The following is a 23,176-nucleotide window of genomic DNA, read 5'->3' on the forward strand; positions in this document are numbered from 1 at the left end:
AACGCCCCGACGAGGTCGAAGGCCGTGCTGTGCCTGGTCACTGGGAGGGGGATCTGGTGATCGGGAAGGGCGGCACGTCGGCGGTGGCGACCCTGGTGGAACGCACCAGCCGGTTCCTGATCCTGGTCCCGCTGACCGGTCGGGACTCGCTCACGGTGACCCAGGCGGTCATCGCCGCCGTCGGCGACCTCCCGGCCACGGTGAAGCGGTCGTCGACCTGGGACTGCGGGTCGGAAATGGCTCTACACAGGGACGTTACCGCGACAGGGTTGCCGGTGTACTTCGCCCACCCGCACTCACCGTGGGAACGCGGCAGCAACGAGAACCTCAACCGCATCGTCCGCGAGTACCTGCCCACAGGTGTCGAGATCACCAGCGACCCCACCTACCTCGCCGCCATCGCCGCGGAGATCAACGACCGACCCCGTAAGATCCACGACTGGAAGAAGCCCAGCGAGGTATTCACCGAACTCCTCGAAGCAGATGCTTCCACCGCCTGAACTCGCCAGCCACTCCACCCAATCGAGCAGGACGGATGGGCGGGTGCTGTTCCAGCTCAATGACTTTGGGGATGAGGGGTGGAGGGCCTGAGGGGGTGTGGGCTGGGCTTGAGGGCTTTGTGGCTGGGGGGCTTGTGGCCTGAGGCAGGGCTACGCGGGGCTTGGGGCCGGGAGGCTTGAGGGGCTGGGCTGGGCTGGCGGCGCTTGAGTGGGGATCGCGGGGACTCTGTGGCTGAAGCTGGGCTTGGGCTTGGGCTTGGGCTTGGGCTTGGGCTTGGGCTTGGGCTTGGGCTTGGGGCAACGAAATACCCCACCTGCCTGACGGACTGGCGGTCAGGCTGGTGGGGTATTGGTCGGGCTCGGTGGTGGGCTACAGCTTGACCATGGGGACGCTGCCGATGAGCATCAGGCGGATGGTTCCCGAGGTGCCGAAGTCGATGGTCGCGGTGGCGCGTGGGCCTTGTCCGTCTGAGGCGATCACCGTGCCCAGGCCGTACTTGTCGTGGTTGACGCGGTCGCCGACGTTGAGGGTCAGGGCGGGGGTGTCCTGCCAGCCCTTGGTCGGGGACGAGCGCAGTCTGTTGGCCTGGACCGACTCGCTGGAGCGGTTGCCCCAGGTGGTGTTGCGGATCGGGGCGGAGCGCTCGGGGCCCAGTCTGCGCCAGTCCAGGAGTTCTGCCGGGATCTCGTCGAAGAAGCGGGAGGCCGGGTTGGTCATCGGCTGGCCCCAGGCGGAGCGGACCAGGGCGCGGGAGAGGTAGAGGCGTTCGCGGGCGCGGGTGATGCCGACGTAGGCCAAGCGGCGTTCCTCCGCCAGTTCCACCGGATCGCTGAGGGCGCGCATGTGCGGGAAGATCCCGTCTTCCCAGCCGGTGGCGAAGACGACCGGGTATTCCAGGCCCTTGGCCGTGTGCAGGGTCATCAGGGTGACCACGCCGCCGGATTCCTCGTCCGCGTCGGGGAGGGAGTCGGCGTCGGCGACGAGGGAGACGCGTTCCAGGAAGGCGGCCAGGGATCCCGCGATCGGGCCGGTGGGCTCGACCGGGGCGGTGTCGTCGGGGGCGTCGTCGGCCGCCGGGGCGGGGAGTTCGGTGAACTCGCGGGCGACGGTGACCAGCTCGTTGAGGTTCTCCAGGCGGGAGGCGTCCTGCGGGTCGTCGCTGGCCTCCAGCTCGGCGCGGTAGCCGGTCTGGTCGAGGACCGCGTCCAGGACCTCGGCGACGTCTTGGCCGTCGTCGACGAAACGGCGCAGGCCGTCGAGGAGTTCGACGAAGCCGGCGATCGCGCGCTGGGAGCGCGGGTTGAGCATGGCCACCTTGCCCTCGGTGGCGGCGCGCAGCGCGGCGGCGAAGGAGACGCGCTCGCGGTCGGCGTGGGCTGACACGCAGGCCTCGGCGCGGTCGCCGATGCCGCGCTTGGGCACGTTGAGGACCCGGCGCAGGCTGACCGTGTCCTCCGGGTTGGCCAGCACCCTCAGGTATGCCAGCGCGTCCCTGATCTCGCGGCGTTCGTAGAAGCGGACGCCGCCGACGACCCGGTAGGGCAGGCCGAGGCGGATGAAGATCTCCTCGAACACCCGGGACTGGTTGTTGGTGCGGTAGAAGACCGCCACGTCACTGTTGTTCGCGGCGCCGCTGTCGACCAGGCGGTCGATCTCGCCCGCGACGAAGCCTGCCTCGTCGTGCTCGTTGTCGCCGACGTAGGCGACGATCTTCTCGCCGTCGCCCATGGCCGTCCACAGGCGCTTGTCGCGGCGGCCCGCGTTGCGCGAGATCACCGCGTTGGCGGCGCTGAGGATGGTCTGGGTGGAGCGGTAGTTCTGCTCCAGCATGATCGTGGTGGCGTTCGGGTAGTCCCGTTCGAACTCCACGATGTTGCGGATGGTGGCGCCGCGGAAGGCGTAGATCGACTGGTCGGCGTCGCCGACGACGCACAGTTCGGCGGGCGGCAGAGCCGCCGGGCCGTCGGTGCCCTTGCCGACCAGCTCGCGGACCAGCGTGTACTGCGCGTGGTTGGTGTCCTGGTACTCGTCGACCAGCACGTGCCGGAAGCGCCGGTGGTAGTACTCGGCCACGTCCGGGAAGGTCTGCAGCAGCTCGACCGTGCGCATGATCAGGTCGTCGAAGTCCATCGCGTTGGCCTGGCCCAGCCTGCGCTGGTACTCGGTGTAGACCTCGGCGACCCGGCGCTCCAGGTCGTTGGTGGCGTTCGCCGCGGCCGTCTCGGCGTCGACCAGCTCGTTCTTCAGGTTCGAGATGTGCACCGACAGGGTGCGCGCGGCGTAGCGCTTCGGGTCGAGGTCGAGGTCGCGGGCGACCAGGGTGATCAGCCTGCGCGAGTCGTCGGCGTCGTAGATGGAGAAGCTGGAGGTCATGCCCAGGGTCTTGGCCTCGCGGCGCAGCACCCGCACGCACATGGAGTGGAAGGTCGACACCCACATCGCGTTGGCGCGCCGCCCGACCAGGTCGGCGACCCGCTCCCGCATCTCGGCGGCGGCCTTGTTGGTGAAGGTGATCGCCATGACCTGGCCGGGGTGCACGTGGCGCTCGGCCAGCAGGTAGGCGATCCGGCGGGTGAGCACCCTGGTCTTGCCCGAGCCCGCGCCCGCGACCACGAGCAGCGGGGTGCCGGCGTGCTCGACGGCCGCGCGCTGCTGGTCGTTGAGGTCGTCGACGAGCGCGGCCGTGCCCGCTCGCGGGTCCGGGGTGCTGGGCTGGGTGGGGAGGTCGAAGAGAGCTTCCATCGTGTCGTCAACCGTACCGGTGACCACCGACGAAGACGACGACGGCGCGCTCCCACGGACTAGGACCCACCGCTCGACGCGCCCGCCCGCGCTGTGCGAGACTCGACCCGTGCAGCGCCACGTCAGCTTTTTTTACGGGAACCGGACTCCGGCTCCCGTGGTTGTGTAGCCGCACACCAGACCACGACGAAGCCCCGGAGTCCTCGGACCCCGGGGCTTCGCTGGCTCCAGGGGTCCGGAGCTCCACGACACACCGAGGACGACGATGAGCCCCATCACCGAAGACCAGGCAGGCCAGACCAAGCCCAGCACCGAGCTGCCCGCCCCGGAGGAGGTGGCCGAGCTGCGCAAGGAGATAGACCTGCTGGACCAGGAGATCCTGCGGCTGGTGAAACGCCGCGCCGAGGTCTCCCGCACGATCGGCGCGGCGCGGATGGCCGCGGGCGGACCGCGGATCGTGGTCAACCGCGAGATGGACGTGGTGGCCCGCTACCGCGAGCTCGGCCCGGCCGGGCGGACGCTGGCGATGGCGCTGCTGGACCTCGGCCGCGGCAAGCTCGGCCGCTGACCCCGGCGAACCGGGGTCCGACTAGGGGGAATCCCCCATTCCGGATCGGCGCCGCTGGGGCAGACTGTGCCCATGGAGCTGATCGCTTTCATCGTCGTCATCGTCGGCCTGGTCGCCGCGGTGGGCAACGCCGCGTACCTGGCGCTGCTGAACTCGGCCGCGAGCAAGAAGGGGGCGAGCGGGTCCCCGGTGGCGCACTACGTGCGGAGCCGGTGGCCCGTCGCCGGCATCACCACCGCGGGCGCGGTGCTGGCGGCGCTGTTCAGCACCGGCGACGGCTTCCTGGACGTGCTGGCGATCCTGCTGGCGGCGGGTTCGGGCGCCTGGGCGGGCCAGTCGCTCTCGATCACCCGCGCCAAGTACCGCGGCGACCGCTGAGCGAGCGCGTCAAGGTTCACGCAAAAGAGTGGTGTAAGGCCCAGATCCGTTCCTGGGCCTACGAAAACGGTGGGACCGCTTAGTCTTTCCGGCGTGAATGGCGTTACTCCCCGCGACGACGTGCGCACGGCGCTGGTGGTCTGCGCGCACCCCGACGACGTGGACTTCGGGGCCGCGGGAACGGTGGCCGTGTGGACCGCCGCGGGCATCGCGGTGACCTACTGCCTGTGCACCTCCGGCGAGGCCAGCGGCGACGGCTCCCGCCCGGCCGAGGAGGTGGCCGCGGTCCGGCGCGCCGAGCAGCGCGCCGCCGCGGCCGAGGTCGGCGTCACCGAGGTGATCTTCCTCGAGCACGCCGACGGCACCGTGGAACCGACCATCGCGCTGCGCCGCGACCTGACCCGGGTGATCCGCCAGGTCCGGCCGGACCGGGTGCTCACCTGGTCCCCGGAGATCAACTGGGCGATGGTGGCGACCGCCCACCCCGACCACCGCGCCGTGGGCGCGGCCACCTTCGCCGCGGTCTACCCCGACGCGCGCAACCCCAACGCGCACCCCGCCCTCCTGCGCGACGAGGGCCTGGCGCCGTGGACGGTGCCCGAGCTGTGGCTCGCCGACGCCCCCGAGCGGCTGCGCGACCACGCCGTGGACATCACCGAGCACTTCACCCGCCGGATGGCGGCCCTGCGCGCGCACGTCTCCCAGGTCGGCGACAACCCCGGGCTGGAGGCGGGCATGCGCGCGCACTTCACCGCCGCGGCCGCCCGGCACGGGTTGCCACCCGGGCGGCTGGCGGAGGAGTTCCAGGTCGTCGACACCAGCTGACCACCACGGCGGCCGGGGACGCGGTACCGGCCGGGCACGACAGGAGTACTCACCAGATGGCGGTTACCAGGGACGAGCCGGGCAGGCACCGCGCCGGCCGGGCAGCCGACGCGCTCGGGCGCGGCAGGCCGCGGTCCGACGACGACACCGACGTGCTGCCGGTCATCGGGACCGGCCCGGACGGGCCCGCCACCGGGCTGGCCAAGTTCGACCTCGGCACCATCCCGGCCTCGGTGACCCCGCCGAGCTCCTGGCGGCGCGCGGCGTGGTTCGCGGTCACCGCGGCGGTCATGGTGGTGGTGGGCCTGACCTACGCGGCAGTCACCCTGATGAGCGGCCCGCGCAGGCCGGACGTGATCGAGGCGCTGCCCGGTCTGCCGAGCGGCCTGCCGCTGCCGTTCACCGACGTCGCACCGGAGCGAACCGTGGCGCCCCCGCCCGCGCCCGAGTCGAGCGCGCGGGCGGTCACCGCCACGACGACCACGCCACCGCCGGAGGCGCTCACCGCGGCGAGCGAACCGCCGGGGACCGCGCGGGCCGAGGAGCCGGGGCCCACGTCCGAGTCCCCGTCCTCCGAGCAGACCTCGGAGGACCCGGTCGCGCGGAGCAAGCCGAGCACGGCCACGCGCAGCACGGTGGTGACGCCGATGCTCGTGGTGGTGCCCAACGACGCCACCGCGATGGGCGACCGGACCGAGGCCTACTACCGGGCGGTCACCCACGACCCCGACGCGGCGTACGCGCTCACCAGCGGGCAGCTGCGCCGGGGCGGGCAGGACCAGATCGCCCAGCGCTACGCCGAGGTGGACCGGGTGGAGGTGCAGCAGCTGGTGATCGACCCGGCCAGGGCGCGCACCCGGGCGGTGCTGCGGGTGGTGGGCAAGGACGGGTCGGTGACCACCGAGACCCGGGAGCTGACCTTCTCCCACGGGGCCGATCCCCGCATCACGGCGGAGAAAGAGACGTCTTGACGTGTCATCATCTTCATGTTTCGGCTGGTAGGACCGGATGGCCAAGCGGCGCACCCACGGATGGACCGCGTGGCCTGCCCCATTGGGCCGATCGCACCCGACCCAGCGGGATTCAGTCGCCGCCCAGCGTGACGATTACTCTTTTCGAGTGAATCCTGCCGCCGCCTATCGCCTCGATCGGGTGACTCGCCGAGAAAGAGTGGTGTGAGCACCCGGCAGCACGGTACGAGTTGCCCCGACGAGCGACTCAAGCGGAGGAAAGCGGCAGTGGATCGTCCGACGACCGGCAGGCGGCGGGTGCGCTCCGGCTCGGTACACGTCACCGAGCTGATCCGGCGGCACCCCGTGCTCGACCTGCCCGCGGACCCGGACCCGGCGGAGCCGCCGGTGGCACCGGAGGCCGCGACGCGACTGGCCGACGCGCCCGAACCGGAGCCGGGCAAGGCCGGGTCCCGGACCGCCCAGCTGGCGAAGCTCACCGGTCTGGGTCTGGCCGTGGTCACCCTCTGCGGCGCGATCGCCACCGCCACTGTCATCGCCCGCGAGCGCCAGGGCGCGCAGGAGGCGCCGAGCGTTCGACCGGGACTGCAGATCACCGGCGAGCGCGCGCTGCTGCCGCACGAGCTCAACCGTGCCGTCACCACATCGGGTGGCAAATCGGGTGACGACCAGTCGGGGATGGCCCCGCCCGCCACCGGCGCCGCGTCCGGCAACCTGAGCATGGCGCCCGCGCCCACCTCCAGCACGCCGCCGCGCGGCGCCCGCTCGAACGACACCAGCCCGGCCCGCTCCGGTCAGGTGCCCGGTCGCCGGGTCACCTCCAGCCGCGAGCTGGTGCTGGAGTACTACCGGTTGATCGAGGTCAACCCGCGCGGCGCGTTCGACCTGGTGGCCGCCGACCTGCTGGGCACCACGCTCAACGACTTCCTCGGCTCGTGGACCGATGTGACGAGGATCGAGGTGCTCAACGTCGTCGAGCGGCCGGACGGCGTACTCGCGGTGATCCGAATGCAGCTGTCGGACGGGTCTCACCTGCGGGTTCAGCAGCTACTGACGGTCACCAAATCGGCACCGCAGCGCATCGTCGGGGCCGAACTGGTGTCCGCCCAGCTGGACTGAAGTCCAGAACACCCCCGACCGGGGGACGATTGTGACAATATGTAGCCGCTGCCGTCCTGTCCCGGTGGGTAGCGGGACTGCGTTCATGCGCGCTGAGTGAACGCCTAGCCTGGACCGGTCGGCCAACCCCGGTCCGAAGGCGGCGTCCCGACGCCGGTCGGCGGACGCGCACGGGGCCGTGGACAGCGCCGATGACGAAGAAAAAGCCCGCGAGGCGGTTCGCGGGCAAGGGAGGTTCCGGTCGGGATGAGCGACGAGGGCCGGCTGGTCGCCGGGCGCTACCGGCTGGAGCGTCGGATCGGCAGCGGCGCCATGGGCGTGGTGTGGCAGGCCTTGGACGAGCGGCTGAACCGCCCGGTGGCGGTCAAGAAGCTGCTGCTGCCACCGGGGCTGCCCCCGGACGAGGCCGACGAGGCGGTGGCCCGCTGCATGCGCGAGGGCCGGATCGCCGCGCGCCTGCACCACCCGAACGCGATCGCGGTGTTCGACGTGGTCGACGAGGACGGCGTGCCGTGCCTGATCATGGAGTACCTGCCGTCGGACAGCCTGGCGATCGCGCTCAACGAGCGCGGGCCGCTGGAGCCGACCGAGGTGGCCCGGATCGGCGCCCAGGTCGCGGCCGCGCTGGCCGCCGCGCACGCGGCCGGGATCGTGCACCGCGACATCAAGCCGGGCAACATCCTGCTCGGTGACGACGGCTCGGTGAAGATCACCGACTTCGGCATCTCCCGGGCCACCGACGACGTGACGGTCACCAAGACCGGCCTGATCGCGGGCACCCCGGCCTACCTGGCCCCCGAGGTGGCCGTCGGCCGGGACCCCTCGGCCGCCTCCGACGTGTTCTCGCTGGGCTCCACGCTCTACGCCGCGACCGAGGGCGAGCCGCCGTTCGGCCTGTCGGAGAACACCCTGGGGCTGCTGCACGCGGTCGCCTCCGGCAAGACCAACCCGCCGACCCAGTCCGGCCCGCTGACCACCGTGCTGGTCGCGCTGCTGGCCTCCGACGTCGACACCCGGCCCACCGCGGCCAAGGCGCGCGACATGCTCGCCGCGGTCGCCCGCGGCGACGACCCGGACGTCCCGCTGGTCGCGGCCGCCCCGGTCGAGGCGGCCACCCGGCTGGTGGTCCACCCGGCCGCCGACCCGACCTCGGTCGTGCGGCCCACCCCGGCCCGCCCGGCCCGGCCGACCCCCACCGGCGGCAGCAGGCCCGCGATGGCCCCGGCACCGCTGCCGCCGCGCTCGCGGATGCCGCTGGTGGTAGCGGGGGTGGGCCTCGCCGCGATCCTCACCGTGGGCGCGCTGCTGATGTTCAACCGGAACGACAAGGAACCCGGCGAGAACCAGACCCCGGGGGTCAACCTGCCCAGCTCTGTGGTCACTCCGGTCACCACGACGGAGCCGTCGCAGGTCGTCGAGACCACGACCAACAAGGGCGTGCCGGTGCCCACCACCACCGCGCCCAAGGCGACCTCGGTCGCGCCGACCACGACCACCACCTCGGTCACCACCACGACGACGACCACCAGCAAGCCCCCGCAGACCACGACGACCACCACGGCGCCGTCGGCCACCAGCACCGAGCCGACCACGACCACCACCGTCACCAACAACCCCCAGTGAGCCGGGAGCGGCAATGAGCAGCGAGCAGATCATGGTGGCGGGCCGCTACCGGCTCGGCGCGCGCATCGGCAGCGGGGCCATGGGCGTGGTCTGGCAGGCGCGCGACGAGCGGCTGCACCGCACCGTGGCCGTCAAGCAGTTGCTGTCGCAGCCCGGGCTCTCGGCCGACCAGGCCGAGGAGGCCCGGCAGCGGGCGATGCGCGAGGGCCGGATCGCCGCGCGGCTGGCGCACCCGAACGCGATCACCGTCTACGACGTGGCCGAGCACGACAACGAGCCCTGGCTGATCATGGAGTACCTGCCGTCGAAGAGCCTGGCGACGGTGCTCAACGAGCGGGAGACGCTGCCGCCGGTGGAGGCGGCCCGGATCGGCACCCAGATCGCCGCCGCGCTGGTCGCCGCGCACGCGGCGGGCATCGTGCACCGCGACGTCAAGCCCGCCAACGTGCTGCTCGGCGAGGACGGCACGGTCAAGATCACCGACTTCGGCATCTCCCGGGCCACCGGCGACATCACCGTGACCGCCACCGGGATGCTCGCGGGCACGCCCGCGTACCTGGCGCCGGAGGTGGCCAAGGGCGAGCAGCCGACCGCCGCGGCGGACGTGTTCTCGCTGGGGTCGACGCTGTACACGGCGGTGGAGGGACACTCCCCGTTCGGGTTGAGCGAGAACACCCTCGCGCTGCTTTACGCGGTTGCCGCGGGCAAGGTCGTCCCGCCGCGGCAGGCCGGGCCGCTGACCGCGCTGCTCATGCAGCTGCTGCGGGCCGACCCGCTGGAGCGCCCGACGATGACCGCGGCCAAGGACGCGCTGGCCGCGGTGGCGGCGGGCAGGCCGCTGCCGTCGATGAGCGACCAGCGCACGGTGCCCTCGTCCAAGCCGCCGGTGCGCCCGTCCGGCCCGCTACCGCTGGGCACCCGGCTGGACATGAACCCGTTCACCGAGCCGGTGCCGTCCGGGCCGGTCCCGCTGCGGCAGCAGCCGCCGATGGGGCCGCCGTCGGGTGCCATGCGAGCCGCGTCGGCGCCGCGCACGCCCCCCGGTGGGATGCGGCCGCCACGGCAGCAGCCGCCGCCACCGGAGAAGAAGAAGCACGACGCGCGGTCGGTGCTGCTGACGGTGCTGGCCATCGTCGCCGCGGCGCTGGTGGGCGTCCTGGTCGCGAGCCTGATGTCGAGCAACAACTCGCCGCAGGCCGGTGGTTCCACGCTGACGAGCACGACGGCACCCGCGCCGACCACCACGCCGAAGGTGACGACGACCCCGAAGAAGACCACCACCACGACCACGACAACCGAAGAAACGACCACTACGACGACCACGCCCGCCGGGCCGACCCCGGCGCAGTTCGAGGCCGCGCTGCGCGACTACTACGGACTGCTGCCCGGCAACCCGCAGGCCGCCTGGGCGATGCTGACCGACAAGGCGCAGGTCAAGTCGCGCGGCTACGACAGCTTCGCGAAGTTCTACGACGACCAGGCCGCCGTGCAGCTGGTGTCCGCGCGCGCCGAGGGCAACCGGGTGGCCGCGGAGATCAAGTTCACCAACAAGAAGGGCAAGACCTCCGTCGAGCCCTACTCCTTCGCGCTGGTCGAGCAGGACGGCAAGATCAAGATCGACAACTACGAGCAGGGCCGCAACGGCGGCTGACCCCGCAGGCGCGGTGGTTCGCGGGTGCGGCCCGCGCGATCAGCGGCCGCACGGCTCCGACCGCACGGACGAGCGGCCCGTGCACCGGACTCGCTGGCCAGGGCCTAGGACCGGCTGCGGGCCGCGTCGCGCAGGGCGTCGAGCAGGTCGAGCAGGGCGGGCTGTTCCAGGGACGACTCGCGCACGGCCGCGTGGATCACGCGCACCGGCTCCGGGTGGCGCAGGCGGCGCACGACCACCCCGGGGTGCCGGTTGGCCAGGCCCATCAGCGGGATCAGGCTGATCCCCAGCCCGGCGGCCACGAAGCCCTGCGCGTTCGTATAGTCCTCGCTCTCGACCACGATGTCGGGCGTGAACCCGGCGGCGCCGCAGGCGTCGTAGATGATCTGCTCGCACGGCCCGGACGGCCACTCGTTGCCCACCCACGGCTCCTCGGCGAGCTCGGCCAGGTCGATCACCCGCTTCGCGGCCAGCCGGTGGCCGACCGGCAGGACCGCGCGGTACGGGTCGTCGAGCAGGTGGGTCATCTGGATCCCGCGCGGCACCGTCTGCCGGGGGTGCACCACGATCGCCAGGTCGGCGCGGCCCTGCTCGACCTCGGGCAGCGGGTCCTCCGGGTCGAACAGCTTCAGGTCGAGCTGGACGCCGGGGTGCTCGCGGCGCAGCCGGGCCAGCGCGGGCGGGACCAGGGCGGCGCCCGCGGTGGCGAAGTAGCGGATGGCCAGCCGCCCGGTGCGACCCGCGCGCAGGTCGGCCAGCGCGGTCTCGGCCTCGGCGACGTAGCGGCTGATGATCGCGGCGTGCTCGGTGAGCAGCCGCCCGGCCGCGGTCGGCTGGACACCGCGGCCGACCCGCTCGAGCAGGGCGAGCCCGGCCTGCTTCTCCAGCGCGGCGACCTGCTGGCTGATCGCCGATGGGGTGTAGCCGAGGTTGGTCGCGGCGGCGGTGACCGACCCGCTGGTGACCACCGCGCGCAGGACCTGCATCCGTCGTACGTCAAGCATGTAGCAGAGCTTAACGGTTGGTCTACGACATTTCACTTGTGCTGTTGATAGCTCTGAGTCATCGTTTCGGAGGGGACGACCCGACAGGAGGACAACGGTGCTCAGCGGCGGCAAGGGAACCCTGGTCAGGATGGGCGTGCTGGCCCTGCTCTGGGGGTCGAGCTTCCTGTGGATCAAGCTCGCGCTGCACGGGCTGAACCCGGTGCAGATCAGCTTCGTCCGCTGCGCGCTCGGCGCCGTGGTGGTCCTCGTGCTCTGCTACTCGGCCCGCAGCAGGCTGCCGCGCGACCGCAAGGTGTGGGCGCACCTGCTCTTCGCCGCCTTCTTCGGCAACGCGCTGCCGTTCGTGCTGTTCGGGGTGGGTGAGCGCACGGTGGACTCGGGGGTCGCCGGGGTGCTCAACGCCACCACGCCGCTGTGGGCGCTGCTCATCGGCCTGGCCATCGGCACCGAACGCGGCCTGCGCCCGGTCCGGCTCGGCGGCCTGCTGCTCGGGTTCGGCGGCACGCTGCTGATCTTCGCGCCGTGGCAGCAGGCGGGGCTGGCGAGCTGGGGGGCGCTGGCGATCCTGGCCGCCGCCGCGAGCTACGCGGTCGCCTACGCCTACATCGGCCGCGTGCTGTCCGGCCGGGGGACGACGCCGATCGCCCTGTCCGCGGCGCAGCTGGTCACCGCGACCGGCCTGAGCGCGCTCGCGCTGCCGGTCGGCGGCACGGGGTCGGTGCACCTGAGCGTGACGGTGATCGTGGCGGTCAGCATCCTGGGGGTGTTCGGGACCGGCTTCGCCTTCGCCATCAACTACCGGCTGATCGCCGACGAGGGCGCGACCAACGCGACCACCGTGGGCTACCTGCTGCCGGTCGTGTCGGTGCTGCTGGGGGCGGCGTTCCTGAACGAGGGGCTGAACGTCCGGGTGATCGCGGGGATGCTCGTGGTGCTGGTCGGGGTCGGGATGACCCGGTGGCAGCGGAAGGCGCCGTCGCCGGTGCTGGCGGAGGACCCGACGGCCGTGCTCGCCAAGGCACCGTGAGCGGCCACCGAGAAGGCGGCTGAGCAGCGGTGGTCACGACACCCGGGTGAACCGGGTCGGCCGCCGGGCCCAACCGTGGTCTGATCTCCCGAGCATGATCAACTCGGCGGGGGGAGACGACGATGGGCTACGCGGACAAGGGCTATGAGTGGTACGAGTCCTCGGAGGACACCGACCAGCACACCCTCGACGACGCCGCGCTCCGGCGGACCGGTGAGGGTGGCGCGCTGTACCTCTACGAGCACGAGTTCGGCAACCGGCTCAAGCGGGGAGCGGTGCTGCGGACCCGGGTCGACCTGGAGAACCTGGGCGCGCTGGGGAGCAACTGGAGCGACCGGGTGTCCTCGGTCTACAACCACTCCGCGCACCGGGTGAAGCTGTTCGAGGACGCGGACTTCGAGGGTGCCTCGTTCGTCCTGGAGCCCGGCGCGTCGCACTCGTTCCTGGCCAACCGGATCGAGAAGTCCGGGACGCTGTCCACCGGGCTGACCAAGATCATGCCGGTGGACCTCGCCGTGGACTGGAACGACCGGATCACGTCCGTGCTCTTCGTCGCCTGACCGGTCGGACCGGCCGATCAGACCGGCCGATCAGACCAGGCGGCGGTCGGAGGCCCAGCGGGAGAGCTCGTAGCGGTTGGACAGCTGGGTCTTGCGCAGCACGCTCGACACGTGCGTCTCCACCGTCTTCACCGAGATGAACAGCTCCGAGGCGATCTCCTTGTACGCGTACCCCCGCGCGAGCAGCCGCAGGACGTCGCGCTCACGCGGGGTGAGCAGGTCGAGCTCGGGGTCGCTGATCGGCGCCGCGCCCGGGCGGTCGGCGAAGGCGTCGAGCACGAACCCGGCGAGCCGCGGGGAGAACACCGCGTCGCCCTCGGCGACGCGCAGCACCGCGGTGACCAGTTCCTGGCTGGAGATCGTCTTGGTGACGTACCCCCGCGCACCCGCGCGGATCACCGCGATGACGTCCTCGGCCGCGTCGGAGACCGACAGGGCCAGGAACACCACCTCGGGGAACGCCTTGCGGGCCTGCCGGAGCACCTCCGCGCCGCCGCCGTCGGGCATGTGGACGTCGAGCAGGACCACGTCGGGGCGCAGGTGGCCGATGCCTGCGACCGCCTCCCCGACGGTGCCCGCCTCCCCCACGACCGTGATGTCGTCGGTGAGGGTGTCGAGCTCGGCGCGCACGCCCGCGCGGAACATGCTGTGGTCGTCGACCAGGTAGACCCGGACCGGGCGCCTGGGCTGGTTCTCCGGCTGCTCACTCATGTGGTCACTTTCGCACGCGGCATGTGCAGCTGTACCTCGGTCCCGTCACCCGGTGCGGTGCGCAGCGTGATCTCGCCGCCGTTGCGCTCCATCCGGCCGCGGATCGAGTCGGCGAGGCCGTGCCGGTCGGCCGGGACGCCGTCGGGGTCGAAGCCCTTGCCGCGGTCGCGCACGAACACGGTGACCTTCTCGGCCTCGACCTCGGCGTAGACCGAGACCTCGGCGACCCCGGCGTGCTTGGCCGCGTTGACCATCGCCTCGCGGGCGGCCATCACCACGGCCATCAGCCGCTCGTCGAGTTCGCACTCGCCGACCACCACGTGCTGGACCTTGATCGCGAAGGTGTCCTCCACCTCGCCGGAGGCACGGGCCACGGCCTCGGAGAGCAGGCCGGTCGGCGAGCCGTCGGGCAGCGAGCGGCCGTAGCCGGTGGGGCCGTAGAGCCAGCTGCGCAGCTGCCGCTCCTGGCCGCGGGCCAGGCGCAGCACCTCGCGCGGGGCCTCGGCCTGCTTCTGGATGAGCGCGAGGGTCTGCAGGACCGAGTCGTGCAGGTGCGCGGCGATCTCCGCGCGCTCCTCGGTGCGGATCCGCGCCCGGCGCTCCTCGCCCAGGTCGCGGACCAGGCGCAGCCACCACGGCACGGTCAGCACGGCCACCCCGACCAGCGCGGCGACCACCGCGAGCAGCGCGAACTGCACCGAGTCGAGGCCGACGCTGCCGATCAGGAAGATCGTGATGCCGGTGGCCACCAGCGCCGCGCCGCTGAGCACCCGGACGAGCGCGGAGCGGCCCCCACCACCCATGACCGCGCCCTTGACCCGCTTGCGCTGGGACTGGTCGGCTTCCCGCCAGACCAGGACCGCGCCGACCAGGGTGAGCGCGATCGCGCCCGCGGCCCAGCCGTTGACCAGGCCGGACAGCGTGCCCGCGCCGATGGTCAGGCCCACGCCCAGGGCGATCAGGCCGAACGCCTGCTGCCGCTCGCGGGTGGAGACGTTGGACGGGTTCTCCTCGGCGGGCGCCTGCGGCACGAAGATCCACAGCAGCCCGTAGCCGACCACCCCGGCGCCGCTGAGCGCGGCGAGCAGGGCGAAGGCGATCCGGACGTAGAGCACCTGGACGCCCAGGTGGTCGGCGAGACCACCGGCGACGCCCGCGACGGTCCGGCCCGACCGGCGGCGGGTCACCCCACCCTGGCCGGGCACCGCCACCGTGCCACCGGACGTCCGCTCGATCCCCGCCTCCACCGGCCCGTGCTCCTGGAGTGCTGCTTCCACACCAGAATGCTCACACGGCGCGGTCGGCGCCACATCGGGGATGGACCCTGAGCGCAAAGTCAGGGTCGTTCCCGGATGCACGGGGACCGGGTCGGGAGCGATCGTTGTAGTCGTGAGTGGCACATCGAACCAGGCGCACGGCGCCAAGGGCGTGGAGGACACGCTCAAGGACTTCTGGGCGACCCGCCCCCGGCGGCCCCGCCAGGGCCGCAAGGTGGCGGGCGTCGCGGCCGCCATCGGCAACCGCTACGGCATCGACCCGGTCATCGCCCGGGTCGGGTTCGTGGTGGCCACCTTCTACGGTGGTGCCGGTGTCGTGTTCTACCTGCTGGGCTGGCTGTTCTTCGCCGAGGTCGACGACGAGGTCTCCCCCGTCGAGTCGGTGCTCGGCAAGGGCCGCAGCTCCAGCTCCACCGCGTTCACCATCGCGCTGGGCATCGGCGTGGTCGTCGCGTTCAGCGCCTTCCTCGACCACGACTTCAGCGGGTGGCTGGGGGTGGCCGTCGCGGCGGGTCTCGTCTACCTGCTGCACCGCACACGGGGACACCTCGGCACACCAGGCACACCCGTGGCGGCCGAGCAGCCGACCACGGCGATGCCGCCCACCACCGGGATGCCCACGGGCATGCCGACCGGGGCGCCCACGATGACGATGCCGACGGCGAGCGCGCCCACGCAGGCCGCGCCCACCGAGAGCCACGTCTACCCCACCGAGCCCCCCGCGTGGGACCCGCTGGGCGCGGCGCCGTTCGCCTGGGACCTGCCGGAGCCGAGTTCGACCCCGGAGCCCGAGCCGCCCGCCCCGCGCAAGCGGTCCAAGGTCGGCGCGATCACGCTGGCGGCGGCGTTCCTGTTCGTGGGCGCAGCGGTGATCGTCGAGCCGTACGGCGGCGCGTGGGTCTCGGTGCGCCACATCCTGGGTGTGGTGCTGGGCATCCTGGGCGCGGGCATGGTCGTCGGGTCGTTCTTCCGCGGCGGCCGCGGCCTGATCGGGCTGGCGATGCCGGTCGCGGCGCTGGGCATCGCGCTGACCGCGCTGTGGCCCAACGGCTTCTCCCCCGACGGGGTCGGCGACCTCACGGTCCGGCCGCTGACCATCGACCAGGTCAACGACACCTACGACCGCGACATCGGGTCGATCGAGGTCGACCTGACCGGGCTGCCCGCGACCGGCGAGCTGCACACCAGGGCCGAGGTCGGCGTGGGTGACGTGACGGTGATCGTGCCGCGCGACGCCGATGTCGAGGTGTACTGCTCGGTCGGGGTCGGCGACGTCGACTGCCTGGGCGAGCAGCAGGGCGGCGCGAGCCCCGAGCTGAGCAAGACCGACCTCGGCGCCGACGGCGAGGGCGGACTCCAGATCAAGGTCGACGCCGAGGTGCACGGCCCCGGATCAGTGAAGGTGCGACGTGGCTGACGAGACCAGGGTGACGCGCAGGCGGCCCGACTTCCTGACCATGTTCTTCGGGGTGATCACCCTGTTCGCCTCGGCCTACGTGCTGACCGACGGCCGGATCTGGGTGCCGACGATCGACCCCCGCTGGCTGCTGGCCGGTGGCGCGGTGCTGGTGGGGCTGCTCCTGCTGGGGGCGTCGCTGCGCAAGGGCAAGCGCGGGTAGGCCCCGCTCGCCGCTCACCAACCGAACGGCCCGGTCACCTCGGTGACCGGGCCGTTCGCGCGCCGCACTCCCACTCAGCGGCTCGCTCCCACTCAGCGGCTCACTCCCACTCGATGGTGCCCGGCGGCTTGCTCGTCACGTCCAGCACGACCCGGTTGACCTCGGCGACCTCGTTGGTGATCCGGGTGGAGACCCGTTCGAGCACCTCGTAGGGCAGCCGGGTCCAGTCGGCGGTCATGGCGTCCTCGCTGGACACCGGGCGCAGCACGACCGGGTGGCCGTAGGTGCGGCCGTCGCCCTGCACGCCGACGCTGCGGACGTCGGCCAGCAGCACCACCGGGCACTGCCAGATCGAGCGGTCCAGGCCCGCCGCGGTGAGCTCCTCGCGGGCGATCGCGTCGGCCGCGCGCAGGATCTCCAGGCGCTCGGCGTTGACCTCGCCGATGATCCGGATGCCCAGGCCCGGCCCGGGGAAGGGCTGGCGCGCCACGATCGTCTCCGGCAGGCCCAGCTCGGTGCCGACCCGGCGAACCTCGTCCTTGAACAGCGCGCGCAGCGGCTCGACCAGCTCGAACTCCAGGTCCTCGGGCAGCCCGCCGACGTTGTGGTGGCTCTTGATGTTGGCCGCGCCGGTGCCGCCGCCGGATTCGACCACGTCCGGGTAGAGCGTGCCCTGCACCAGGAAGCGGTACTTGTCGCCGCCCGCCTCGGCCTGCAGGTCCAGCTCGGCCTGCTCGAAGACCCGGATGAACTCCCGGCCGATGATCTTGCGCTTCTGCTCCGGGTCGGTCACCCCGGCCAGCGCGCCGAGGAAGCGCTCGCGGGCGTCGACGGTGACCAGCCGGACCCCGGTGGCGCTGACGTAGTCGCGCTCGACCTGGGCCCGCTCGCCCGCGCGCAGCAGGCCGTGGTCGACGAACACGCAGGTCAACCGGTCGCCGATGGCGCGCTGCACCAGGGCGGCGGCCACCGCGGAGTCGACCCCGCCGGACAGGCCGCAGATCGCCCGGCCGTCGCCGACCTGGGCCCGGATCCGGGCCACCTGCTCGTCCACGATGGACGCGGTGGTCCACTGTGGACGGATGCCCGCCACGTCGTGCAGGAACCGGCGCAGCACCTCCTGGCCGTGCGGGGAGTGGTGCACCTCGGGGTGGTACTGCACACCGGCGAAGCGCCGCTCGGTGTCCTCGAAGGCGGCGACCGGCGCGCCCTCGCTGGACGCGGTGACGGTGAAGCCCTCGGGCGCCTTGGTGACGCAGTCGCCGTGGCTCATCCACACCGGGTGGCGCGCGGGGAGGCCGTCGTGCAGGACGCCCTCGGCGGCGCCCAGGTCGGTGCGGCCGTACTCGCGGGTGCCGGTGTGCTCGACGGTGCCGCCCAGCGCGCGGGCCATGGCCTGGAAGCCGTAGCAGATGCCGAAGACCGGGACGCCCGCGTCGAAGAGGGCGGGGTCGACGGCGGGAGCGCCCTCGGCGTAGACGCTCGAGGGACCGCCGGACAGGACGATGGCGACCGGGTCCTTGGCGAGCAGGTCGGCCACGGTGGTGGTGTGCGGGACCACCTCGGAGTAGACCTGCGCCTCGCGCACCCGGCGGGCGATCAACTGGGCGTACTGGGCGCCGTAGTCCACGACGAGGACGGGGCGATCGGTCATCTTGGCCTCAACCTTCGGGTAGCAGCCGGGAGCGCGAGAACGGGAACTCGGTCTCGGCACGCAGCGAACAGCACTGGGTGCCGACCGGTCCCTCCCTGGGTTTCTCTCCCGGAGGTGCCCACCCGCCCACGGGGCGCGGGCTTCCGTGACGCTCGAACCAGACCCGCGGGAAGCGGCGGAACCCTAGTCACCAACTTCGGTCAGCCACGACCATCCTATCCTGCGCTCCTGAGCAAGCCTTCCGCCCGGTCCCGGCCTACGGTTGGGGCATGAGCGAGGACGAAGACGCCGTGGTGGCCAAGCCGCGCCCGTTCTGGGTCGCGGGCAGGCCGGAGACCAGCGAAGAGACCCTGGACGTGCGGCATCCCTTCGACGGGACCGACGTCGCCACCGTGTCCGTGCCCACCCCCGAGCACGTCGAGCGCGCGGTCGCGGCGGCGGCCGGGGTGGCCAAGCAGTTCCGGTCGCTGCCCGCGCACCGGCGCGCGGCCGCGCTGGAGCACGTGTCGCAGGCGCTGGCCGAGCGCACCGAGGAGATCGCCGAGACGATCACCGCGGAGAACGGCAAGCCGATGAAGTGGTCGACCGCCGAGGTCGGCCGGGCGGTGTCGGTGTTCCGCTTCGCCGCCGAGGAGGCGCGCAGGCACGTCGGCGAGCTGCAGCGGTTGGACACCGACGCGAGCGGCGAGGGCAGGCTCGGCCTGATCCGGCGGCGGCCGCGCGGACCGGTGCTGGCGGTGGCGCCGTTCAACTTCCCGCTGAACCTGGTGGCGCACAAGGTCGCGCCCGCGCTGGCGGTGGGCGCGCCGGTGATCGTCAAGCCCGCGTCGGCCACCCCGCTCTCGGCGCTGCTGCTCGGCGAGATCCTGGCCGAGACCGACCTGCCGGAAGGTGCCTTCTCGGTGCTGCCGGTGCGCGGGTCGGCGATGGCCGCGCTGGTCGAGGACCCCCGGCTGCCGGTGATCTCGTTCACCGGGTCGACCGGGGTCGGCTGGGGGATCATGAGGTCCGCGCCGGGCAAGCACGTGGTGATGGAGCTGGGCAGCAACAGCGCGGCCATTATCTGTCCTGATTGGACAGACCTGGACTGGGCGGCGTCCCGGATCGCGACCTTCGGCAACTACCAGGCGGGCCAGTCCTGCATCTCCGTGCAGCGGGTCGTGGTGCACCGCTCGCTGGCCGAGGAGTTCATCCCGAAGCTGGTGTCGGCGGTGGAGGCGCTCAAGACCGGCGACCCGCACGACCCGTCGGTGGACGTGGGCCCGCTGATCGACGAGGGCAACGCCGAACGCGTGGCGGACTGGATCGACGAGGCCGTCGGCGCGGGCGCGCAGCTGCTCACCGGCGGCAAGCGCACCGGCGCGACGGTGGCGCCGACGGTGCTGAGCGGCGTTCCCGCGACGGCGAAGGTGTCGTGCGAGGAGGTGTTCGGGCCGGTGCTGGTCGTGTCGGTGGTGGACACCGTCGACGAGGCGTTCGAGATCGCGAACAGCACGGACTACGGCCTCCAGGCCGGCGTGTTCACCCGCGACCTGCAGACCGCGTTCCGCGCGACCGCGGAGCTGGAGGTGGGCGGCGTGATCATCGGCGACGTCCCGTCCTACCGGGCCGACCAGATGCCCTACGGTGGCGTGAAGGGGTCGGGCAACGGGCGTGAGGGTCTCCGCTCGGCGATGAACGACTTCACCGAAGAGCAGGTGATGGTCCTTTCCGGGTTGGAGCTCTGAATGGCGTTACCCGGTGCCTTGCAGCTACCGGATGGTTCGTGGGTGCGCGGCCGGGGATTGCGGAACCCGTCCCCGGCCGGCATCCCCGACTACGGGCTCTACCTGGGCGGCAAACGCTTGCGGGAGCGGCACTCGACGAGCCTGGCGTGGTCGCACGACTGGATCCCGTGGCCGGATTTCCTACTGCCGCAAGACAACGCGCTCGCCGTCCGGCTGATCCGCGCGGCGCACGGTCGGGCGCTGGCGGGCGCGGACGTCGAGATCGCCTGCGGTGGCGGGATCGGCCGGACCGGGACGGTGATCGCCTGCCTGGCCATCCTCAGCGGGGTGGCACCAGCGGACGCGGTCGCCTGGACGCGCGCCCACCACGACCCGCGGGCGGTCGAGACCCCGTGGCAGAAGCGTTGGGTGCTGGCGTTCCCCGGGCGAGCGGCTACCTGACCGCGAGGTCGGGCGCGAGCTCCGCGCCCTTGACGTCCTCGTCGACCAGCGGCAGGTAGTCGTCCTGGTTGGTCAGGTGGTAGAGGAAGAACGCGGTCAGCAGGGCGCGGGTGAGCCGCTGGGTGGCGTGCTCGGCCTTGCCGTGCACCAGCAGGTTGCTCCAGTGCCGCCCCTCGGTGAAGCCCAGGTGCGACGCCTTCTCGATCGTGCGCACCCGGGTGGGGCCGGCCCACGAGCGGGCGATCAGCTCACCGTTGCCCGCGGGCGGGGCGACCAGGTCGTTGCCCGCGAGCACGTGCAGGGACGGCATCTCGCACCGCGCCGCCGCGTCGGTGGCGAAGGGCCTGGTCTGCGACGCCGCCAGCAGGGCCACCGCGCGCACCCGGGAGTCGTCGGCCGCCGCGAGCGCGGCGCTGCCCGCGCCGGTGGAGTGGCCCGCCAGGCCGAGCTTGTCCGGGTCGACGCTGATGGCGCCGTCGCCCAGCCGCACGCCGGTGCACACGTCCAGCGCGGTGCGCAGGTCGGCGGCCAGCAGGCGGTGGGAGCCCAGCGGCCCGGTGTGCGTGCCCGGGACCGCCACGACCAGGCCCCAGGACGCCAGGTGCCGGAACAGGCCGCGGTAGCGCAGCGGTGGCTGCAGCCAGCCGTGGCCGAAGGCGATGGCGGGCAGACCGAGACCCGAGCGGGGGGTGAACACGAGCCCGGGCATCCCGACGAGGGCCAGGTCGCCGCGCAGGACCTGGTGCGGACCGGGGCGGGAGAGGGCGTCGACGAGGTGCTTGGCCTTGGCTGCCATGGGCGCAGCCTATCGGTGCCCGGTCGACTCGGCGTGCCGCCGCGCACCCGGCCCGGCTGGTGTGTCGGTGGTCGAGAGACTCGGCGGGCGAAGCGCCGGCTACCCTGGTGCGCGTGTGCGGAATCGTGGGATATGTGGGTCATCGTCCGGCCCTCGACGTGGTGCTCGACGGCCTGCGCAGGCTCGAGTACCGAGGGTACGACTCGGCCGGTGTGGCGGTGATCGCCGACGGCGGGCTGGCCGTCGAGCGCAAGGCGGGCAGGCTGGCCAACCTGGAGGCCCGGCTCGACGAGGTGGGTCGCGACGGGTTCGCGGGCACCGCGGGCATGGGCCACACCCGGTGGGCCACGCACGGCGCGCCGGTCGACCGCAACTCCCACCCGCACCGCGACGTCAGCGGCCGGGTCGCGGTGGTGCACAACGGGATCATCGAGAACTTCATCGCGCTGCGCGCCGAGCTGGAGGCCGCCGGGATCGAGTTCGCCAGCGACACCGACTCCGAGACCGCCGCGCACCTGGTCGCCCGCGCCTACGCCGAGGGCGACACCGCGGGTGACCTGCCCGCCAGCGTGCGCGGCGTGTGCAGGCGGCTGGAGGGCGCGTTCACCCTGGTCGTGACGCACGCCGACGAGCCGGACCTGATCGTCGCCGCGCGCCGGTCGTCGCCCCTGGTTGTCGGCATCGGCGAGGGTGAGACCTTCGTCGCCTCGGACGTGGCCGCGTTCATCGAGCACACCCGCGAGGCCGTCGAGCTGGGCCAGGACCAGCTGGTGGTGATCACCCGCGCGGGCTACGAGGTGGTCGACTTCCACGGCGAGACCGCGCCGGTCAAGCCGTTCACCGTGGACTGGGACCTCTCCGCCGCCGAGAAGGGCGGCCACGAGTACTTCATGCTCAAGGAGATCGACGAGCAGCCCACGGCCCTGGCCGACACCCTGCGCGGGCACTTCGTCGGCGGCCGGATCGTGCTCGACGAGCAGCGCCTGTCCGACCAGGACCTGCGCGACGTGGACAAGGTCTTCGTCGTCGCCTGCGGCTCGGCCTACCACTCCGGCCTGGTCGCCAAGTACGCCATCGAGCACTGGACCCGGCTCCCGGTCGAGGTCGAGCTGGCCTCGGAGTTCCGCTACCGCGACCCGGTGCTCGACCGCGACACCCTGGTCGTGGCGGTGTCCCAGTCCGGTGAGACCGCCGACACTCTGGAGGCCGTGCGGCACGCCCGCGAGCAGAAGGCCCGCGTGCTGGCCGTCTGCAACACCAACGGCGCCCAGATCCCGCGCGAGTCCGACGCGGTGCTCTACACCCACGCCGGACCCGAGATCGGGGTCGCCTCGACCAAGGCGTTCCTCGCCCAGATCGCGGCGAACTACCTGGTCGGCTTGGCCTTGGCGCAGGCGCGCGGGACCAAGTACCCCGACGAGGTGGCCCGCGAGTTCCACGAGCTGGAGGCCATGCCCGAGGCGGTGCGCCGGGTGCTCGGCTGCACCGCGCGGGTACAGGAACTGGGCCGGGAGCTCTCCGACGCCAAGGCCGTGCTGTTCCTGGGCAGGCACGTGGGCTACCCGGTGGCCCTGGAGGGCGCGCTCAAGCTCAAGGAGCTCGCCTACATGCACGCCGAGGGCTTCGCCGCGGGCGAGCTCAAGCACGGCCCGATCGCGCTGATCGAGCCGGGGCTGCCGGTCGTGGTGGTAATGCCGTCGCCCAAGGGGCGGGCGGTGCTGCACTCGAAGCTGGTGTCCAACATCAGCGAGATCCAGGCCCGCGGCGCGCGCACGATCGTGATCGCCGAGGAGGGCGACGAGACCGTGCTCCCGTTCGCCGACGAGCTGATCGAGGTGCCCGCGGTTCCTACGCTGTTGCAGCCGCTGGTGTCGACGGTGCCGCTGCAGATCCTGGCCGCCGAGATCGCGCGGTCGCGCGGGTACGACGTGGACAAGCCGCGCAACCTGGCGAAGTCTGTCACCGTCGAGTAGCAGTCG

The 23,176-nt window shown here is 72.4% G+C and carries 21 protein-coding genes; 15 read left to right on the forward strand and 6 right to left on the reverse strand.

Annotated elements, in window-relative coordinates:
* The coding region (locus QSK30_RS27930) for an IS30 family transposase (protein WP_285507277.1) at positions 1-500 on the forward strand (500 nt) is incomplete at its 5' end.
* 370 nt (positions 501-870) lie between these two features.
* On the opposite strand, the gene pcrA is transcribed toward QSK30_RS27930, so the two are convergent.
* On the reverse strand, positions 871-3,243 hold the full coding sequence (gene pcrA / locus QSK30_RS27935) for a DNA helicase PcrA (protein WP_285507278.1): 2,373 nt from the start codon (positions 3,241-3,243) through the stop codon (positions 871-873).
* Between the two features lie 265 nt (positions 3,244-3,508).
* On the opposite strand from pcrA, the gene QSK30_RS27940 reads away from it, so the two are divergent.
* From QSK30_RS27940 to QSK30_RS27970, 7 genes are all read left to right on the forward strand, one after another.
* Complete coding sequence (locus QSK30_RS27940; protein ID WP_285507279.1) at positions 3,509-3,811, forward strand: chorismate mutase; 303 nt, start codon at positions 3,509-3,511, stop codon at positions 3,809-3,811.
* A gap of 72 nt (positions 3,812-3,883) precedes the next feature.
* Complete coding sequence (locus tag QSK30_RS27945) at positions 3,884-4,189, forward strand: hypothetical protein (protein ID WP_285507280.1); 306 nt, start codon at positions 3,884-3,886, stop codon at positions 4,187-4,189.
* 93 nt (positions 4,190-4,282) lie between these two features.
* Positions 4,283-5,014 (forward strand): PIG-L deacetylase family protein, encoded by a 732-nt coding sequence (locus QSK30_RS27950; RefSeq protein WP_285507281.1) that lies wholly within the window; start codon positions 4,283-4,285, stop codon positions 5,012-5,014.
* 56 nt (positions 5,015-5,070) lie between these two features.
* The gene (locus tag QSK30_RS27955; RefSeq protein ID WP_285507282.1) at positions 5,071-5,985 is read left to right on the forward strand and encodes an RAD23 family protein; all 915 of its coding nucleotides are present in this window, start codon (positions 5,071-5,073) and stop codon (positions 5,983-5,985) included.
* 267 nt (positions 5,986-6,252) lie between these two features.
* Positions 6,253-7,104 (forward strand): hypothetical protein, encoded by an 852-nt coding sequence (locus QSK30_RS27960; protein ID WP_285507284.1) that lies wholly within the window; start codon positions 6,253-6,255, stop codon positions 7,102-7,104.
* 246 nt (positions 7,105-7,350) lie between these two features.
* On the forward strand, positions 7,351-8,727 hold the full coding sequence (locus QSK30_RS27965) for a serine/threonine-protein kinase (RefSeq protein WP_285507285.1): 1,377 nt from the start codon (positions 7,351-7,353) through the stop codon (positions 8,725-8,727).
* Between the two features lie 13 nt (positions 8,728-8,740).
* A complete protein-coding gene (locus QSK30_RS27970; protein ID WP_285507286.1) occupies positions 8,741-10,378 on the forward strand; it encodes a serine/threonine-protein kinase in 1,638 nt (545 codons plus the stop codon).
* A 104-nt stretch (positions 10,379-10,482) separates the two neighbouring features.
* Here QSK30_RS27970 and QSK30_RS27975 read toward each other — a convergent pair whose 3' ends face one another.
* A complete protein-coding gene (locus QSK30_RS27975; protein WP_285507288.1) occupies positions 10,483-11,382 on the reverse strand; it encodes a LysR family transcriptional regulator in 900 nt (299 codons plus the stop codon).
* A gap of 130 nt (positions 11,383-11,512) precedes the next feature.
* Between QSK30_RS27975 and QSK30_RS27980 the strand changes: the two genes are divergently transcribed.
* The gene (locus QSK30_RS27980) at positions 11,513-12,412 is read left to right on the forward strand and encodes a DMT family transporter (protein WP_285507382.1); all 900 of its coding nucleotides are present in this window, start codon (positions 11,513-11,515) and stop codon (positions 12,410-12,412) included.
* A 122-nt stretch (positions 12,413-12,534) separates the two neighbouring features.
* A complete protein-coding gene (locus tag QSK30_RS27985) occupies positions 12,535-12,972 on the forward strand; it encodes a peptidase inhibitor family I36 protein (RefSeq protein WP_285507289.1) in 438 nt (145 codons plus the stop codon).
* Positions 12,973-13,002: 30 nt separating this feature from the next.
* On the opposite strand, the gene QSK30_RS27990 is transcribed toward QSK30_RS27985, so the two are convergent.
* Positions 13,003-13,683, reverse strand: a complete 681-nt coding sequence (locus QSK30_RS27990; protein WP_285507290.1) for a response regulator — start codon at positions 13,681-13,683, stop codon at positions 13,003-13,005.
* Positions 13,680-14,918 carry an ATP-binding protein gene (locus QSK30_RS27995; RefSeq protein ID WP_285507384.1) on the reverse strand — a complete coding sequence of 413 codons (1,239 nt, stop codon included), beginning with the start codon at positions 14,916-14,918 and terminating at the stop codon, positions 13,680-13,682. Before QSK30_RS27995 ends, QSK30_RS27990 begins: the two co-directional genes overlap by 4 nt.
* Before the next feature lie 154 nt (positions 14,919-15,072).
* Here QSK30_RS27995 and QSK30_RS28000 point away from each other — a divergent pair, with 154 nt between their 5' ends.
* Together QSK30_RS28000 and QSK30_RS28005 are read left to right on the forward strand one after the other, a co-directional pair.
* Positions 15,073-16,377, forward strand: a complete 1,305-nt coding sequence (locus tag QSK30_RS28000; RefSeq protein ID WP_285507292.1) for a PspC domain-containing protein — start codon at positions 15,073-15,075, stop codon at positions 16,375-16,377.
* Positions 16,370-16,579 (forward strand): hypothetical protein, encoded by a 210-nt coding sequence (locus QSK30_RS28005; RefSeq protein WP_285507293.1) that lies wholly within the window; start codon positions 16,370-16,372, stop codon positions 16,577-16,579. The genes QSK30_RS28000 and QSK30_RS28005 overlap by 8 nt, the downstream gene beginning before the upstream one ends.
* Positions 16,580-16,679: 100 nt before the next feature.
* On the opposite strand, the gene guaA is transcribed toward QSK30_RS28005, so the two are convergent.
* Positions 16,680-18,233 carry a glutamine-hydrolyzing GMP synthase gene (gene guaA / locus QSK30_RS28010; RefSeq protein ID WP_285507294.1) on the reverse strand — a complete coding sequence of 518 codons (1,554 nt, stop codon included), beginning with the start codon at positions 18,231-18,233 and terminating at the stop codon, positions 16,680-16,682.
* Positions 18,234-18,502: 269 nt separating this feature from the next.
* Between guaA and QSK30_RS28015 the strand changes: the two genes are divergently transcribed.
* Positions 18,503-19,960, forward strand: a complete 1,458-nt coding sequence (locus QSK30_RS28015; protein ID WP_285507295.1) for an aldehyde dehydrogenase family protein — start codon at positions 18,503-18,505, stop codon at positions 19,958-19,960.
* The gene (locus QSK30_RS28020; RefSeq protein ID WP_285507297.1) at positions 19,961-20,401 is read left to right on the forward strand and encodes a protein-tyrosine phosphatase family protein; all 441 of its coding nucleotides are present in this window, start codon (positions 19,961-19,963) and stop codon (positions 20,399-20,401) included. It begins immediately after the preceding gene.
* On the opposite strand, the gene QSK30_RS28025 is transcribed toward QSK30_RS28020, so the two are convergent.
* Positions 20,394-21,197 carry a dienelactone hydrolase family protein gene (locus tag QSK30_RS28025; protein ID WP_285507298.1) on the reverse strand — a complete coding sequence of 268 codons (804 nt, stop codon included), beginning with the start codon at positions 21,195-21,197 and terminating at the stop codon, positions 20,394-20,396. The genes QSK30_RS28020 and QSK30_RS28025 overlap by 8 nt on opposite strands.
* Positions 21,198-21,310: 113 nt before the next feature.
* On the opposite strand from QSK30_RS28025, the gene glmS reads away from it, so the two are divergent.
* A complete protein-coding gene (gene glmS, locus QSK30_RS28030) occupies positions 21,311-23,170 on the forward strand; it encodes a glutamine--fructose-6-phosphate transaminase (isomerizing) (RefSeq protein ID WP_285507300.1) in 1,860 nt (619 codons plus the stop codon).
* Positions 23,171-23,176: the final 6 nt, after the last annotated feature.

Origin of the sequence: Actinokineospora sp. NBRC 105648 (genome assembly GCF_030269645.1) — a bacterium.
In the GTDB taxonomy this organism is placed as follows: domain Bacteria; phylum Actinomycetota; class Actinomycetes; order Mycobacteriales; family Pseudonocardiaceae; genus Actinokineospora.